Genomic DNA, 16,390 nt, shown 5'->3' on the forward strand with positions numbered 1-16,390 from the left:
CGCCGGGTATGAGCAGCAACCATCCGTCGTTAACGGTAGACAAGGAGAGGTGTGAGTGAGGCAGTTGCCAAGAATTCTGTTACTGCTGCTCGCGACAGTCGTTGTGATTGTGGCGCTGCTCGTCAGCGCGCTACGTCTGGCGATGCCGCATCTCGATGCCTATCGCAGTCAGGTCCTTCAGTGGGTTTCTGACGCCAGCGGCGTCAACGTGAAAGCCAGTGAGCTACGTGGCAAGTGGGAGAATTTTGGGCCCACGCTACAAATCCGCAATTTAGACGTCGATATGAAAGAGACGGGGTCGCTCTCTATCGCGCGTATCACCGTGGCACTGGACGTCTGGCAGTCACTGCTTCACTGGCGCTGGCAGTTCCGCGATCTTACCTTCTGGCAGTTACATCTCGACAGCACACAGCCTCTGTTAACCAGTGACAATGACAAGCACAGTTTCAAACTCACCCAGGTTAACGATCTGTTTTTGCGCCAGTTCGATCACTTTGACCTGCGTGACAGCACCATTCGTTTTATCACGCCATCCGGCCAACATGCTGAACTGGCGATACCGAAACTGACATGGCTGAATGAAAACACCCGGCATCGGGCTGAAGGTGAAGTCAGCTTGTCGAGCTTTACCGGCCAGCACGGCGTGGTGCAGGTCCGTCTCGACCTGAAAGACAGCGGTGGCTTACTCAACGATGGTCGTATCTGGATGCAGGCTGATGACGTTGATATGCGCCCCTGGCTGGGCCGCTGGGTGCGGGATAATACGCGTCTTGACAGTGCCCGATTCAGTCTGGCGGCCTGGGTTAATTTGCGCGATGGCGACGTCTATGCCGGCGATCTGCTGTTAAGTCGGGGCGGCGCAAGCTGGCAGGGCGAAAGCGGCCTACATACGCTGAGCGTTGATAACCTTACTGCCCATCTGTCGCGTTACAAAAATGGCTGGGTGGTTAATGTGCCGCAAACCAAACTCAGCACAGACGGTAACGCCTGGCCCGCTGGTCATTTTTCGCTGCTCTGGCAACCTCAGGACGCGCAGATGCTGGGCAGCAACAGCGACGCTGAGGTACGGGTTCGCGCGACGCAACTGGCGCTGGACCATATTGCCCCCCTGGTGCCGCTGTTTGCGCCCTTGTCACCGGCGCTGTTTGATAACTGGCGAGCACTGCGACCTCGCGGCACCATTGACGGGCTGGCCTTGGATATTCCTGTTGAGCAGCCTGAGCAGACACGCTTTCAGGTTAAATGGCGAGATTTCAGCTGGCAGTACTGGAAACTGGTTCCGGGAATCAGTCATTTAAGTGGCGAGGCAGCAGGCAGCCTGAATAACGGACAGGCCAGGATTGCGATGGGTCAGGCTACGGTGCCCTATGGTGATATGTTCCAGGCCCCGTTAGAGATCAAGAAGGTGACCGGCAGCATGAACTGGCTGCGTGACCAACACGGACTGACTCTGGCAGGTCAGGATCTTGATGTACAGGCGCGTTCACTCTGGGCGCATGGCGATTTCCGTTATCAGCAAAATACCGATACGCATCCTCAGCTGGATATCCTGGCCGGGATCAACGTTACTGACGCGGGCGATGCCTGGCGCTATTTCCCAACGCCGTTAATGGGGCATTCACTTACGCGCTATCTGAGCGGTGCCGTAAAAGGGGGCAGGGTCGACAATGCCACGCTGCTGTTCAATGGCAATCCGGCGCTTTTCCCCTTCCAGCACAACGACGGCATGTTTCAGGTCTGGGTACCGTTACGCAAGGCTACCTATGGCTTCCAGCCGGGCTGGCCGGATATCAGCAATCTCGATATCGATCTTAACTTTCTCAATGACGGTTTGTGGATGCAGGCTCCTCTGGCAAAACTGGGGGAGGTTAATGCCCGCAACGTCAGCGCCGTCATTCCTGATTACATGAAGGAAAAGCTGATTATCAATGGCGATATCAGCGGTTATGGGCAGGAAATTGGCGAATACTTTCAGCACACGCCACTTAAGTCCTCGCTGGGCGCGGCGCTGGAGCAGCTACAGATTAAAGGTCTGACCAAGGGCCACCTCAAACTTGATATTCCGCTGGATGGTAAGGATGTTCGCGCCAGCGGTGATGTGGTGATGAACAATAACAGCCTGCATATCAAGCCGCTGAACACCACCATGACGCATCTGACAGGACAGTTTCGTTATGACAACGGCAATCTCGAAAGCGATAAGATGCAGGCTAACTGGTTTGGTCAGCCACTCAATGTCAGCTTTAGTACGAAAGAAAACCCCGATGATTTTGGCGTTAACGTAAAGTTGCTTGCTGACTGGCAGCTGGCAAAAATTACCGGAATGCCGCCTCAGATTGGCACCCAACTGGCCGGGCATCTTCCCTGGCAGGGTGAGGTGAACGTTTCCTTACCGCACAAGGGCGGCGCGCGTTATGACGTAGCCTTGAAAGGTGACGGAAAAGAAGTAAGTAGTCGCTTACCTTCGCCGCTTGATAAAAAAGCGGGCGAAAGCCTGCCGATCGCCGTCAATGCTAAAGGCGATTTAACGCATTTTGATCTCAGCGGTAGCGTGGATGAACGACATAAGTTCAACAGCCGCTGGCTGCTGGAACCCACACTGCGCGTCGATCGGGGCATCTGGCTTAACGATACAAAAACCCTACCGACGTTGCCAGACCGATCGGGAATGGTGCTGAACCTGCCGGCGCTGGATGGCGAAGCCTGGGCGGCATTGATGGCGACCGGCGGCGGCGGATCAACCCGTTCGACGACGGGTGAGCATCAGGTGGGCGGCGCAACGCTGCCAGGCAATATTATCCTGCGCAGTCCTTCTGTGACTCTGGCCGGGCAACAGTGGCATAACGTTGATACCTCTCTCACTCAGGAAATGAGTGGTAAGACCCGGGTGAAGGTCAACGCCGATGAGCTGAGAGGCCAGTTAACGACCTCACCTTCGGCCCCGTGGCAGATTGCACTGGATTACCTGTATTACAATCCAGAATGGAAGGCGACGGCCGATCAAAAAGGCGCGTCGACTTCACCGCTGGGACAAAAGAGCGAGCGGATCGATTTTAGTCAGTGGCCTGCCTTACAGCTGCAGTGTGCGGAATGCTGGCTGATGGGGCAGAAGTATGGCCGGGTGAACGCCAGACTGCAGCCCAATGGAAGTACGTTAGCACTCACTAACGGACTGGTTGACACCGGCACCTCGCGCCTGAATATTCAGGGCGAATGGGTTAATCGTCCAGACGACCAGCGAACCTCATTGAAAGGCACATTACAGGGCAGCAACATCAATAACGCCACCAACTGGTTTGGCGTAAATACACCGCTGCGGGATGCGCCTTTCAAGATTGATTATGATCTGCACTGGCGCTCTGCACCGTGGCAGCCTGCAGCGGAAACGCTGAGCGGCACATTAAAAACGCATTTTGGCAAAGGGCAAATCAGTGATGTGGATACCGGCGCTGCGGGACAGATCCTGCGTCTGCTGAGCTTTGATGCGTTGTTGCGCAAACTGCGTTTTGACTTCAGCGATACCTTTAACAAAGGATTCTACTTCGATGCCATCAACGGCACCGCCTGGATTGAAAATGGCGTCGTACGCACGGATAACCTGCTTGTCGATGGGCTGGAAGCGGATATCGCCATGCAGGGGAATATGGACCTGGTGAAGCGCCGCATTGATATGGAAGCGATAGTCACGCCAGAAATCTCAGCCTCAGTCGGCGTAGCGGCTGCGTTTGCCATCAATCCGGTGGTGGGCGCTGCGGTATTTGCTGCCAGCAAGGTGCTGGGGCCGCTCTGGAGTAAGATTTCCGTGCTGCGTTATCACATCAGCGGGCCGCTGGATAAGCCTGAAATTGATGAAGTAATGCGTAAACCACGCGAAACCTATAACAAGTGATATTTGACGGCGTAACATAATTGCCGCAGGCTATGATTATCCGAGCACATATTAAGTGAGAAACGATGACTCTGAATCTGGTAAGTGAGCAGTTGCTAACTGCTAACAACATTAATCAGCAGGACCTTTTTTCCCTGTTAGGGCAGCTTTCAGAACGTCGTCTGGACTATGCCGATCTCTATTTCCAGTCCAGCTTCCATGAATCCTGGGTTCTGGAAGATAAAATCATTAAAGACGGGTCCTACCATATCGATCAGGGCGTGGGCGTACGCGCCGTAAGCGGTGAAAAAACCGGCTTTGCCTATGCTGACCAAATTACCCTGAATGCGTTGCGTTTATCTTCTGAAGCGGCACGCAGCATTGTGCGTGAACAAGGCAACGGCAAGGCACAGACGCTGTCGGCCGTAGTTAACCGCTCGCTGTACGCGCCGGTCGATCCGCTCGGTAGCCTGAGCCGTGAAGATAAAATAGCCCTTCTGCATCGTGTAGACCAGGTCGCACGTGCTGCCGATCCCCGCGTTCAGGAAGTCAATGCCAGCCTGACTGGCGTCTATGAGCAGGTCCTGGTTGCCGCCACTGACGGCACCTTAGCCGCCGATGTCCGCCCACTGGTTCGTCTGTCCATCAGCGTCCAGGTTGAAGATCAGGGCAAGCGTGAGCGCGGTTCAAGCGGCGGCGGTGCGCGTACCGGCTATGCCTTTTTCCTGGCCGATGAGAACGGCGAGGTGCGGGCCGATGCCTGGGCTCGTGAGGCCGTGCGCATGGCGCTGGTAAATCTGTCAGCGGTGGCTGCGCCTGCAGGAACCTTACCCGTGGTGTTGGGCGCTGGCTGGCCGGGCGTACTGCTGCACGAAGCCGTAGGTCACGGCCTGGAAGGTGATTTCAATCGCCGTGGTACATCGGTCTTTAGCGGCAAGATGGGCCAACTGGTCGCTTCTGATCTGTGCACCGTTGTCGATGACGGCACGATTGATGGATTGCGGGGTTCGTTAGCTATCGACGATGAAGGCGTGCCGGGGCAATACAATGTGCTGATCGAAAATGGCGTATTGAAAGGCTATATGCAGGATAAGCTGAATGCCCGTCTGATGGGGGTGAATCCCACCGGTAATGGTCGTCGCGAATCCTATGCGCACCTGCCGATGCCGCGTATGACAAATACTTATATGCTTGCCGGTAAATCCACGCCGCAGGACATCATTGAAAGCGTGGAGTACGGATTATATGCCCCTAACTTTGGCGGCGGTCAGGTCGATATCACTTCCGGAAAATTTGTGTTCTCCACCTCGGAAGCCTATCTGATTGAGAAGGGCAAAGTGACCAAACCCGTAAAAGGGGCGACATTGATCGGCTCCGGTATCGAGGCAATGCAGCAAATTTCGATGGTCGGCAACGACCTGGCGCTGGATAAAGGCGTTGGCGTCTGTGGTAAAGAAGGACAGAGCCTGCCGGTAGGCGTGGGGCAACCCACACTCAAGCTGGATAAGCTGACAATCGGCGGCACCGCCTGACCGAGACGCAAAACCCGCCAACTGGCGGGTTTTTAGCTTTTGCGGTGCTGTTTGTACTGCTCGGCAACCTGCTCGAAATACTGCGTCAGATAGTCGATGCAAACCTGCACTTTCAGCGGCAGCTTGTCTCTTTCAGTATAAAGCGCATAAACCGGTCGTGGGTCAGATTGGTACTGCGGGAACAAAATATCAATCTCACCTTTCTTGATTTCATCCGCCACCCACATCATCGGGACATAGGCGATGCCATTACCGGCCTTAAGCCAGCGGATGAGCGTCTGAGAGTCATTGGTGACAAAACGCCCCTGCGGTGATAAACGCGTAACGATGCCTTCGGGGGCAATCAGCTCAAAATTGTTATCTGGCCTTACGCTGTATTCCAGCCAGGCAAATTTAGTGATATCGCCAGGTTTTTCCGGCGTCCCATGCTGCGTCAGATAGTGTTTAGCGGCACAGACCACCATTGGCATCGCCCCGAGTCGGCGCGAGAACAGGCTCGAATCCTTTAAAGCGCCCACCCGGATCACCACGTCCAGCCCATCCGCGATTAAATCTGGCGCAGGAATACCGGTGACCAGGTTGACGCTCAGCCCCGGGTAATCACGCAGCATATCGCTCGTCATACCGGCCAGCACGTTCTGTGCCATCGTGGAAGAGCTGCCAATGCGTAGTACGCCGATCGGCGTGTTGTTAAAGGCATAAAGCTGTTCGTGAACCTGGTTAGCCTCTGCCAGCATACGGCGACAGCCCTGATAGTAGATTTTACCGGCTTCAGTGAGCCCAATGCTGCGCGTACTGCGGTTGAGTAGCTTTACCTGCAGCGCATCTTCCAGTTTGGCGACAATCTGGCTAATTGATGACACGCTAAGGTGAAGCTGTCGTGCGGCCGCAGTAAAAGAACCCAGTTCAACTACTTTGGCAAAAATCGACATACCTTTGAGTCGTTCCATTGTTTACTCTGGCTAAAAAGTGATTTAGATCACATTCAGTAGAAAACGTATAGTTAAGCGCGTTACTATATGTCGACCGGGGTATGACCTGGCGACGCTTCATTACCTGAAAACACCCGATGATACGCTATTATTAAGTCAGCCGTAGTTCAGATGTGGCTTATGGCGCGCAGGCGTTTGCGTCCTTCAGGCGGTGAATTATCCCGGCCGTATCGAACTAAGGATTTTTAATGAGTGTACTTCCGGTATTTGTCATGTTTGGGCTCTCTTTTCCGCCCATTTTCATCGAACTCATCGTTTCGCTCATGCTGTTCTGGATGGTGAAACGCGTGCTGACGCCCAGCGGTATCTACGATCTTGTCTGGCATCCGGCACTCTTCAATACAGCCCTTTACTGCTGTGTATTTTATCTGGTATCCCGTTTATTTGTTTGAGGTTTACGTGAACACGCTTATAAGAAAAATCGCGCGTTACGCGATCACCATCCTGCTGGTCATCATCGCCGTCATTATCATATTCCGTGCCTGGGTGTTCTATACCGAATCCCCCTGGACACGCGATGCAAGGTTTGCGGCCGATGTGGTCGCGATTTCACCTGATGTCACCGGGTTAATTACCGAGGTTCCCGTTCACGACAACCAACGGGTTAAAAAAGGTGACACGCTGTTTGTGGTCGATCGTCCACGGTACCAAAAAGCGTTAGATGAAGCGCAGGCTGATGTGGAATATTACCAGGCACTGGTTAATGAAAAACGCCGTGAGGCCGGACGTCGAAACCGACTCGGGACCTCTGCGATGTCACGCGAAGCCATTGAGCAGTCCAACAACGATCTGCAAACCAGTGAACATCAACTGGCAAAATCTGTCGCTACCCGCGATCTGGCTAAGATCGACCTGGAACGAACCACGATCACCGCGCCGTCAGATGGATGGGTGACGAACCTGAACGTCTACCAGGGCGAATTCATTACGCGGGGAGCGGTTGCCGTGGCGCTGGTACAGCAGCGCTCATTTTACGTGCTGGCTTACCTCGAAGAGACCAAGCTGCATGGTGTGCGCCCCGGCTTTCGGGCCGAGATCACGCCATTGGGCAGCAATGTGACGCTGCGCGGTACGGTTGACAGCATCGCGGCAGGCGTGACCAACAGCAGCAGCAGCGTTGACAGTAAAGGAATGGCAACGGTCCAGTCTAACCTGGAGTGGGTACGCCTGGCGCAGCGCGTACCGGTTCGCATCCGTCTTGACCAGGACCCCGGCAATCACTATCCGGCCGGAACGACAGCGACCGTGGTCATCACTGGCACAGAGGATCGTCAGCATACTGATACATCGCCCATCATGTCCTTCTTTAACCGTCTGCGTGAGTTTGGTTAAGAGGACGCTATGACTGAGTTCCTGCGGTTCCCGATAAAGCTGACTTTTGCGCTGGTTGCGGCGCTGATGATCGGCTTTCATCTTAACCTTGAAACCCCCCGCTGGGCCGTCATGACGGCGGGCATTGTGGCAGGCGGGACGGCGTTTGCGGCAGGCGGCGATCCCTATTCGGGCGCATTACGCTATCGCGGTATTCTTCGTATCATCGGAACCTTTATTGGCTGTGTCGCCGCGCTGGTCATCATGATTGCGACCGTACGCGCACCGGTAGTCATGCTGCTGTTGTGTTGTATTTGGGCGGGTTTCTGCGTATGGCTGTCTTCGCTGATCAAGGTTGAAAACTCCTATGCGCTCGGACTGGCTGGTTACACCGCGTTAATTATTGTCGTGACGGCGAATGCCAGTGGTGGGCTGACGCTGGTCCCGCAATATGCCGTGGAACGCTGTAGCGAGATCATTTTAGGGATCCTGTGCGCCATTCTGGCCGATATGATTTTCTCGCCACGTTCGATTAAAAAAGTGATTGATGCTGAAGTTGACTCGCTGCTGGTGGCGCATTACAGGTTGCTGCAGCTGTGCGTGGCGCATGAGGACAAAGAAGAAGTCGATAAAGCCTGGGGGGCTTTGGTACGGCGTACCACGGCGCTCAGCAGTATGCGTAGCCAGTTGATGATGGAGTCTTCGCGCTGGCAGAATACCAGTCGACGGCTGCAAATGCTGAACACTCTGTCACTGACGATGATTACCCAGGCGGCTGAAACCTTTTTAATTCAAAACTCACGGCCTGACTACATTGCAACGCAGTATCGTGTGTTAATGGAGAAAGAGGCAGCGACGGCAGAAGACGTACACAAGCGTATGAAAGCGCTGCGACGGTTAATTGCCGTCAGCAGTAAAACGGTCCCCGAGACGCTGGAAAGCTGGGTTGAGGCAGCAACGGAATATCAGCTGCTGACGCATGGCATCAAAAGTAACGGCCGTATCACAGCGCTGGAGGAGGGGATTCTTCAGCGCGAGGTCGTGATTCAGGCGCGTTCTGCTGAAAACCACCATGCGATGATTAACGGTGTTCGCACCTTTGTAGCGACTGCGCTCGGTTCGCTGTTCTGGCTCTATACCGGCTGGACATCAGGTAGCGGCTGTATGGTCATGTTGGGCGTGATTACGGCACTGGCGATGCGCATGCCCAATCCGCTCATGATGGCTAAAGACTTTGTTTACGGTATGACGGTGGCGGTCCCGCTGGGCGCACTCTATTTCATGTATATTTTGCCCAACACCCAACAAAGTGCCGTGCTGCTGTGCATTGCCATTGGCCTGTTAGGGTTTATTTCCGGCATTTTAATTCAGCGCAGGCAGATTGGTACGCTGGGAGCCATGGTCGGCACAATCAACGTGCTGGTGCTGGATAATCCGATGCAGTTCAACTTTACGCAGTTTATCGACAATGCGCTGGGACAGTGGATCGGCAGCTTCGTTGCGTTGATGGTCATCCTGTTGATTCGGGATAAGTCCAAAGCGCGCACGGGCCGTAAATTGCTCAACCGCTTCATGTATGCGGCGGTCTCGGCGATGACCACTAACCAGGCTCGCCGTCGTGAAAACCATCTTCCGGCACTCTATCAGCAGCTCTTTTTACTGCTTAACCTGTTCCCGGGTGACATCGACAAATATCGCATTGCCCTGACCTTAATCATTGGTCATCAGCGATTACGTGCTGCCGATGTGCCGGTTAATGCCGATCTGTCTGCGTATCATCGCCAGCTGCGCCACACGGCGGATCGGATCATCTCGGTACGCAGTGACGAAAAGCGCCGTTACTATTTCGAACGGTTACTCAAAGAGCTGGATGTCTATCAGCACAAGCTGGCGCACTATGACGCCCCAACCAGCGTGACCGAGCCGGTAACGCGACTGGCTGAGATGCTGAAAAAATATCAAAATACGCTCGTCCAAATCTGAATTATGGCCGCGGCAAGCGCTGGCGGCCATGATGATCCCCCGTGTTACCTGACCTGTCATTTTTGCCATCTATACTTTCCTGACAGATGACAAACCGACAGGAGCACCTAATGCATTCTTCACTGCACGACAGCGAACTGTTCCAGACAGGCTATCTGGTAAACGGGCAATGGCTGCGTACCACGTCTACCTTTGACGTGACGAATCCTGCCACGGGCGAGGTCGTCGCTCAGGTGGCAAAAGCAGGAAAAACGGAAACGGAAGCTGCAATAAAGGCTGCCCAGGATGCTTTCCCAGCGTGGCGAGCACAGACCGCCAAGGGGCGTTCAGAACTGCTGTACCGCTGGTATAGGTTAATCATTGAACACAAACGCTGGCTGGCTGAGTTAATGACAACGGAGCAAGGCAAGCCGCTCAAGGAAGCAGAAGGCGAAGTGGAATATGCCGCCAGCTTTATTCAATGGTTCGCCGAGCAGGCTAAACGGGCTAACGGTGAAATCATCCCTCCTGCTAAAGCGGGCTCGCGCATTCTGGCAACCCGTGAGCCGGTCGGCGTCGTCGCCGCTATCACGCCCTGGAATTTCCCTATGGCGATGCTGACACGTAAGTTAGGCCCGGCGCTGGCAGCGGGATGTACAGGCATTATTAAACCCGCGAATAACACACCGCTTTCCGCATTTGCCTTACTGGCGCTGGCAAAAAAAGCCGGCATCCCTGATGGCGTGCTTAACGGTGTAGCAGGCGACACGCATGCCATTAGCGATGCCATTATGTCCAGCAAAGCCGTACGTAAAATTTCCTTTACCGGTTCCACGGCAGTGGGGAAAACGCTAATGCGTAACGCTGCTGAAACCATGAAAAAGGTTTCGATGGAACTGGGCGGTAATGCGCCCTATATCGTCTTTGAAGATGCAGATATCGATGCAGCCGTGCAGGGAGCCATCGCCAATAAATTCCGCAATGCCGGTCAGGTTTGTGTCAGCGTTAACCGCTTTTTCATTCACAGTGCAGTTTACGAACGTTTTACGACCCAACTGGCCGCTGAAGTGGATAAACTTAGCGTCGGAAACGGCATGGATAATGGCGTGGTCGTCGGCCCGTTAATCGAATCATCCGCATTAGAAAAAGTCGAAGAGCATGTCAAAGATGCCATTGCTCAGGGTGGAAAAGTGCTGACGGGTGGTCAGCGACACGCGCTGGGCGGTAATTTTTGGCAGCCAACGGTCATTGTTGAGGCACATGAAGGCATGAAACTGGCTCAGGAAGAAACGTTTGGCCCGGTGGCAGCCTGTTTCCGCTTTGATGACGAAGAAGAGGTTATCCGTCGTGCCAACCAGACGGAATACGGGCTGGCGGCGTATTTTTATACGCAAAACCTGCAGCGGGTATTCCGGGTCTCTGCCGCGCTCGAAAGTGGAATGATTGGCATCAATGAGTGTGCGGTCTCGACAGAGTTGGCCCCCTTTGGCGGCGTGAAAGAGTCTGGTCTGGGACGTGAAGGATCGGTACTGGGGATGGATGAGTACCTGGAGGTCAAAGCGCTGCACCTCGGCGGGTTAAGTTAGATGAATATCCGGGCGGCGCAGGGCCGCCCAGAACCGGATAACGGGAGTCGCCAGTATGAGAGTCGAGCGTTTTGATTTTAATGAGATTGTCGATCAGGCCCATTTTTTACGGCAATTTTGCGAACGCTTTGCTTTAAAGGCGTACGCCATCTGTGATTTGGATGGATTGTGGGACATCATTGTCTGCAAAGGTTTACCTCTCCCCCTGAAAATAGAGTTTGTGAATTTAGGACAAGGGCAGAAGCGGCGATATGGAGCCTTAATTCTGCTGTTCGACGAGGCGGAAGAGGAGCTGGAAGGACAACTGCAATTTAACGTAATAGAGCGTTAACAGCGTTGAAGACCGACTAACGTGTATTATCGGGTCGCCCACGTGCGAGAAATTCCTCGAGAGCTCTCGCAACGTCACCGTTTGCTGACGCTGAGCATTTTCAGGTCGTGCTAACCTGCCACCTCATCATCAGGACAGGTTACATGAAAAGTAAAAATGGCACGCCCACGCCCCATGATGCGACATTCCGTCAATTTTTGTCCCAGCCCACCATTGCCCGTGATTTTATGGCATTGCATCTTCCGGCAGAGTTTCTCGCGCTGTGCGATCTGGATACGTTAAAACTGGAATCTGGCGCTTTTGTGGAAGAGGACTTACGGCAATATTTTAGCGATATACTGTACAGTCTAAAAACCACAAGCCGCGATGATGGCTATATCCATGTGTTGATTGAACATCAGTCATCACCTGACAGGCATATGGCATTCAGACTGATGCGTTATGCCATTGCGGCAATGCAGCGGCACCTGGATGCCGGGCACAAAAAACTCCCGTTAGTCATTCCGATTTTATTCTATAGTGGCAAACGCAGTCCCTATCCCTATAGTACCCGCTGGCTGGACGAATTTTCGATTCCCGCCTTCGCCAGTCGGCTCTACAGCAACGCTTTTCCGCTAGTGGACGTGACGGTGATTCCTGATGAGGAGATTGTCGGCCACCGCAGCATGGCTGCATTAACACTGCTGCAAAAGCATATTCATCAAAGAGATTTAGCAGAACTCATCGATAAGCTGGCCCCTGTCACACTGGCGGGTTATCTCTCTTCATCACAGGTTATATCGTTGGTAAACTATCTTTTACAGGCGGGCGAAACCGCGGACGCTGACCTTTTCGTCAGAACGCTGGCGCAGCGGGTGCCGCAACATGAGGATGCATTGATGACCATCGCACAACAGCTTGAGCAGAAAGGCATTGAAAAGGGGATGGAAAAGGGCCTGGAAGAGGGCCTTCAGCTTGGTGAACAACGTGGCCTGGTGAAAGGCCGCAGTGAGGGAGAACGGTCGGCTGCACTAAAAATCGCGCGAACAATGCTGCAAAACGGTTTGCCTCCCAGCCTTGTCGCAGAGATGACCGGACTGTCAGACGATGATTTGGCGCAGATTGCCCATTGATATATTGCGCCTTAGGTCTGTGATTTACGGTACTGTTGACAGCGTATTAATCCCCCGCGTAAGCCAGACTTCTTCTGCTCATGTCGTTTTATGTCGCTGAATCCCGTCGATTAACATTGGCGGATGAAGGCTGCCTTTGCTTACCCCCTGTCACAGTTCACTCACCGCGCGTTTCAGGCAAAAAAAAGCCCCGGCGAGCGGGGCTAAAGGGTTCGTCATACGTCAGACGAGGAACTATTTATACAGCTGCGCGGTGATGTGGTAGCTGTCACCGGTATTAGCCTCAATAATTTTATAGGCACTTGCGCCTTGTTCATCCGCTTTCTGGGACAGCTGGGCGCGATAGTCGATAGGTGAACCCGCAACGCCACTGATGCTTACGGTTCCTGCAGGTTGCAGATTCTGCGTTTGATCGGCCGTGACGAGCTGCGCTGCTGAAGCGCCAAAAGCGATCACGGAGAGCAGACTCATCGTTGCGATGGTTGATTTGATGTTCATGATTTATTCCTCATAGCAATCAACAACCTGCGGAATGGCATACATAGAGCGGGTCATCGATTTTGTCAGGGCGGCAACATTGCCGCAGATGAATTATTTATACAGTTCGGCGGTGACGTGGAAGGTATCGTCACGGTTGTTCTCAATCACGCGGTAATGGCCTGCACCTTGTGCATCCGCTTTCTCAGACAGTACCTGGCGGATGTTGGTCTGGTCGCCATTGATACCGCTTACGCTAATTGTTTGGTTTAGCGGCTGCAGATTCATGTCTTGCGCCTGCTGATTTGTGACCATGCTAGCGGCATTGGCACCAAAAGAGAGCAGTGAAGCCACGCCCAGCGCGGCAATCGTTAATTGGATTTTCATGATTCATTCTCCGGTAAGGATGTTTAACCAGCGGTCGCATTGGGACCGCTGGTTACCTGTCAGGTCCTGCGAGTTTATTTGTACAGCTCAGCCGTCGCGTGGTAGTTGCCGTCGTTATAGGCCTCAATAACACGGAAAGCTTTCGCGCCTTGTTGATCGGCTTTATCGCTCAGTTGCTGTCTGATATCGGATGGCGCGCCGGCCACACCGCTCACGCTTACCGTGCCAACAGGCTGCAGATTTTGTGCTTGTGAAGCAGAAATATAATCTGCTGCAGAAGCGCCGAATGACAGGGCAGATAAAATGCTCAAGGCAGCGATGGTAGATTTAGTTTTCATAAAAGATGTCCTCGTCCTGGTTGTTCTTCTTTTTTATTAGTGTGATTCACATCACGAAACTAAGTATAGGACTAATAACGGCAGAAATTAATACCTGCCTAATAATGTTTTGTTGATGCAATTTAACCATTTGGGATTTTTTAATAACTAAAAGTTATTAAAAATGGCTAAAATGCCACTACAGATGGGTAATTACGCATAAAAACAGTAAGATACGTTACTTTAACTTTTAGTGCGAAAAATCATGGTTGATCTGGCTGCTTATCTGTTTTGGTCTGGGTGATGACGCCAGTATTTGAATGTAAAGCAGTGTAAAATAGCGCGTAATGTTAAAGGTGGCAAAGGGTATGACCAATATTTTATGCGCTGAAAACGACGCGGCTAAAGAGTAATGCCTTGAAAAGTAACGTATCGGCTGAAAGAGAGCTGACAGAAGGAAGAGGGGGATAACGGGCAGAATAAACCGGCGATGTGCTGCCGGTTAGCGGGAACGACTATAGCTCTTGTTCAAACAGGACGAGGATAGCATCGTGAAGTTGTTTGACGGTAAAGGCGCGTGCCGGCGTGATAAAAATGGTGTCATCACCCGCAATCGTCCCCAGAATCCCCTCAGATTTACCCAGAGAATCCAGCAGGCGAGCGATCAGCTGCGCTGCGCCAGGGCTGGTATGGATCACGACCAGCGCATCATTGTAGTCAATATCCAGAACCAGATTCTTCAATGGACTGGTTGTTGTCGGCACGCCCAGCTCGGCAGGCAAACAGTACACCATCTCCATTTTGGCATTGCGGGTCCGCACCGCGCCAAACTTTGTCAGCATCCGGGAAACTTTGGACTGGTTGATGTTCTCAAAGCCGTCTTCCTGAAGCGCCTGAACAATTTCGCCCTGAGAACTGAATTTTTCTTCTTTTAATAAAGCCTTGAAGGCTTTGATCAGATCGTCTTGTTTCGATGGGTTTCGCATAATTTACCAGTAAATGTAAGAAAAACCGCGGAACAGACCGCAGCAAAGTCATTATTATGCATATAAATGAATTTTTATGCAATTGGTTGTTAATTGAACGGGGCGGTATCCATGGCGGGCGGCGATAATAGCAAAGAATTTACTCAGACCAAAACCCAGCTCACAGCCTGGAAAGGCAAAGGTTGCAAAGCTGTTATATTATTGATGAGGTAAGAAAATAAAAATTTACACTGCCGTTCTCTGTCTGCCGACGTCAAGGTTGTCGATTTCAGGTGATACCGGCCAACTCCCGCGCAACAGTTGGAGAGAAATCCCGTCACCGTCGTCGGCGCTTACCTGAGGTAGCCCTGACACGGCAAACAGGTTAGCTCGTTGTCTGCAACGCAGGATGAGGACGATATAGCGATGATAAGTAAGTTTTAAAATCCCGAGACTGCGGGCATTAGCGCGTAAAATAGTCTCGGATACCCGTCATCACCTGAGCAGTTGATTAAGGTCTGACACAGATGGAATTTCGGCTCTTCTCTGCCCCACCTTAATAAGGAGTTATGAATGAAAGTTGCCGTACTCGGTGCCGCTGGTGGCATAGGCCAGGCGCTAGCACTTCTACTCAAAACCCAGCTTCCCGCAGGTTCAGAACTTTCTCTCTACGACATCGCGCCCGTCACGCCTGGCGTCGCGGTCGATCTCAGCCACATTCCTACCGCAGTTAACGTTAAGGGTTTTAGTGGGGAAGATGCCACCCCGGCTTTAAAAGGTGCGGATGTCGTGCTCATCTCTGCTGGGGTAGCGCGTAAGCCTGGTATGGATCGGGCCGATTTGTTTAACGTCAATGCCGGCATCGTGCGTAATTTGATTGAGCAGGTTGCTACGACAGCGCCGAAAGCGTTAATTGGGGTGATCACCAATCCGGTTAACACGACGGTGGCGATTGCGGCCGAGGTCCTGAAGAAACACGGTGTTTATGACAAGAATCGACTGTTTGGCGTGACAACGCTGGACATTATTCGCGCCAATACCTTTGTCGCTGAGCTGAAAGGCAAACAGCCTGGCGAGGTGAACGTGCCCGTGGTGGGGGGACACTCAGGCGTCACTATTCTGCCATTACTGTCCCAGGTTGCGGGCGTCAGCTTTAGCGATCAGGAAGTGGCTGACCTCACCAAACGTATTCAAAACGCCGGTACAGAAGTGGTGGAAGCGAAGGCTGGTGGGGGTTCAGCAACGTTATCCATGGGGCAGGCCGCCGCCCGTTTCGGTTTATCGCTGGTACGTGCCTTAAACGGCGAAGCGAACGTTGTGGAGTGTGCCTACGTGGAAGGCGATGGCGAGCATGCCCGCTTCTTCTCTCAGCCCCTGCTGTTAGGTAAAAACGGCGTGGCGGAGCGTAAGCCTGTTGGTGCCCTTAGCCCGTTCGAACAGCAGGCGCTGGATGGCATGCTGGAAACACTGAAAAAAGATATCGCGCAGGGCGAAGCTTTTGTGAAGCAATAATCCCCGCAGCCCGAACAGGAAAACGCCCGGTCAGACCG

Annotated in this window: 14 protein-coding genes; 9 read left to right on the plus strand and 5 right to left on the minus strand. The window is 53.0% G+C overall.

Annotated elements, in window-relative coordinates; genetic code table 11:
• The first annotated feature begins 55 nt into the window (after window positions 1-55).
• Both yhdP and tldD read left to right on the plus strand, forming a co-directional pair.
• A complete protein-coding gene (gene yhdP / locus DFO57_RS09615) occupies window positions 56-3,889 on the plus strand; it encodes an AsmA2 domain-containing protein YhdP (RefSeq protein ID WP_110015304.1) in 3,834 nt (1,277 codons plus the stop codon).
• A gap of 65 nt (window positions 3,890-3,954) precedes the next feature.
• A complete protein-coding gene (gene tldD / locus DFO57_RS09620; protein WP_013027427.1) occupies window positions 3,955-5,400 on the plus strand; it encodes a metalloprotease TldD in 1,446 nt (481 codons plus the stop codon).
• A gap of 32 nt (window positions 5,401-5,432) precedes the next feature.
• Here the strand turns inward: tldD and aaeR are convergent, their stop codons facing one another.
• On the minus strand, window positions 5,433-6,350 hold the full coding sequence (gene aaeR / locus DFO57_RS09625; protein ID WP_013027426.1) for an HTH-type transcriptional activator AaeR: 918 nt from the start codon (window positions 6,348-6,350) through the stop codon (window positions 5,433-5,435).
• 230 nt (window positions 6,351-6,580) lie between these two features.
• Between aaeR and aaeX the strand changes: the two genes are divergently transcribed.
• The 6 genes from aaeX to DFO57_RS09655 all read left to right on the plus strand — a co-directional run bounded on the left by aaeX (window position 6,581) and on the right by DFO57_RS09655 (window position 12,694).
• Window positions 6,581-6,784, plus strand: a complete 204-nt coding sequence (gene aaeX / locus DFO57_RS09630) for a p-hydroxybenzoic acid efflux pump operon protein AaeX (RefSeq protein WP_014594732.1) — start codon at window positions 6,581-6,583, stop codon at window positions 6,782-6,784.
• A gap of 7 nt (window positions 6,785-6,791) precedes the next feature.
• Window positions 6,792-7,724, plus strand: a complete 933-nt coding sequence (gene aaeA / locus DFO57_RS09635) for a p-hydroxybenzoic acid efflux pump subunit AaeA (RefSeq protein WP_015699409.1) — start codon at window positions 6,792-6,794, stop codon at window positions 7,722-7,724.
• Window positions 7,725-7,733: 9 nt separating this feature from the next.
• Window positions 7,734-9,686, plus strand: coding sequence for a p-hydroxybenzoic acid efflux pump subunit AaeB (gene aaeB / locus DFO57_RS09640; RefSeq protein WP_013027423.1), 1,953 nt, complete (start codon window positions 7,734-7,736; stop codon window positions 9,684-9,686).
• 110 nt (window positions 9,687-9,796) lie between these two features.
• Window positions 9,797-11,251, plus strand: coding sequence for an NAD-dependent succinate-semialdehyde dehydrogenase (locus DFO57_RS09645; RefSeq protein WP_110015305.1), 1,455 nt, complete (start codon window positions 9,797-9,799; stop codon window positions 11,249-11,251).
• A gap of 55 nt (window positions 11,252-11,306) precedes the next feature.
• The gene (locus tag DFO57_RS09650; protein ID WP_014604891.1) at window positions 11,307-11,582 is read left to right on the plus strand and encodes a hypothetical protein; all 276 of its coding nucleotides are present in this window, start codon (window positions 11,307-11,309) and stop codon (window positions 11,580-11,582) included.
• A gap of 143 nt (window positions 11,583-11,725) precedes the next feature.
• Window positions 11,726-12,694 carry an Rpn family recombination-promoting nuclease/putative transposase gene (locus tag DFO57_RS09655; RefSeq protein ID WP_014594729.1) on the plus strand — a complete coding sequence of 323 codons (969 nt, stop codon included), beginning with the start codon at window positions 11,726-11,728 and terminating at the stop codon, window positions 12,692-12,694.
• Window positions 12,695-12,928: 234 nt separating this feature from the next.
• Here DFO57_RS09655 and yhcN (DFO57_RS09660) read toward each other — a convergent pair whose 3' ends face one another.
• The 4 genes from yhcN (DFO57_RS09660) to argR form a co-directional block, all read right to left on the minus strand.
• The gene (gene yhcN / locus DFO57_RS09660) at window positions 12,929-13,192 is read right to left on the minus strand and encodes a peroxide/acid stress response protein YhcN (protein WP_013027419.1); all 264 of its coding nucleotides are present in this window, start codon (window positions 13,190-13,192) and stop codon (window positions 12,929-12,931) included.
• Window positions 13,193-13,285: 93 nt separating this feature from the next.
• Window positions 13,286-13,558 (minus strand): YdgH/BhsA/McbA-like domain containing protein, encoded by a 273-nt coding sequence (locus DFO57_RS09665; RefSeq protein WP_015699414.1) that lies wholly within the window; start codon window positions 13,556-13,558, stop codon window positions 13,286-13,288.
• A gap of 74 nt (window positions 13,559-13,632) precedes the next feature.
• Window positions 13,633-13,896: a peroxide/acid stress response protein YhcN gene (gene yhcN / locus DFO57_RS09670; protein WP_013027417.1), complete on the minus strand. Its 264-nt coding sequence runs from the start codon at window positions 13,894-13,896 to the stop codon at window positions 13,633-13,635.
• A gap of 494 nt (window positions 13,897-14,390) precedes the next feature.
• On the minus strand, window positions 14,391-14,861 hold the full coding sequence (argR, locus tag DFO57_RS09675) for a transcriptional regulator ArgR (protein ID WP_013027416.1): 471 nt from the start codon (window positions 14,859-14,861) through the stop codon (window positions 14,391-14,393).
• 552 nt (window positions 14,862-15,413) lie between these two features.
• Between argR and mdh the strand changes: the two genes are divergently transcribed.
• The gene (gene mdh, locus DFO57_RS09680) at window positions 15,414-16,352 is read left to right on the plus strand and encodes a malate dehydrogenase (protein ID WP_014594728.1); all 939 of its coding nucleotides are present in this window, start codon (window positions 15,414-15,416) and stop codon (window positions 16,350-16,352) included.
• Window positions 16,353-16,390 lie beyond the last annotated feature (38 nt).

Source organism: Pantoea sp. AG702 (genome assembly GCF_003182295.1).
Lineage (GTDB): Bacteria > Pseudomonadota > Gammaproteobacteria > Enterobacterales > Enterobacteriaceae > Pantoea > Pantoea ananatis.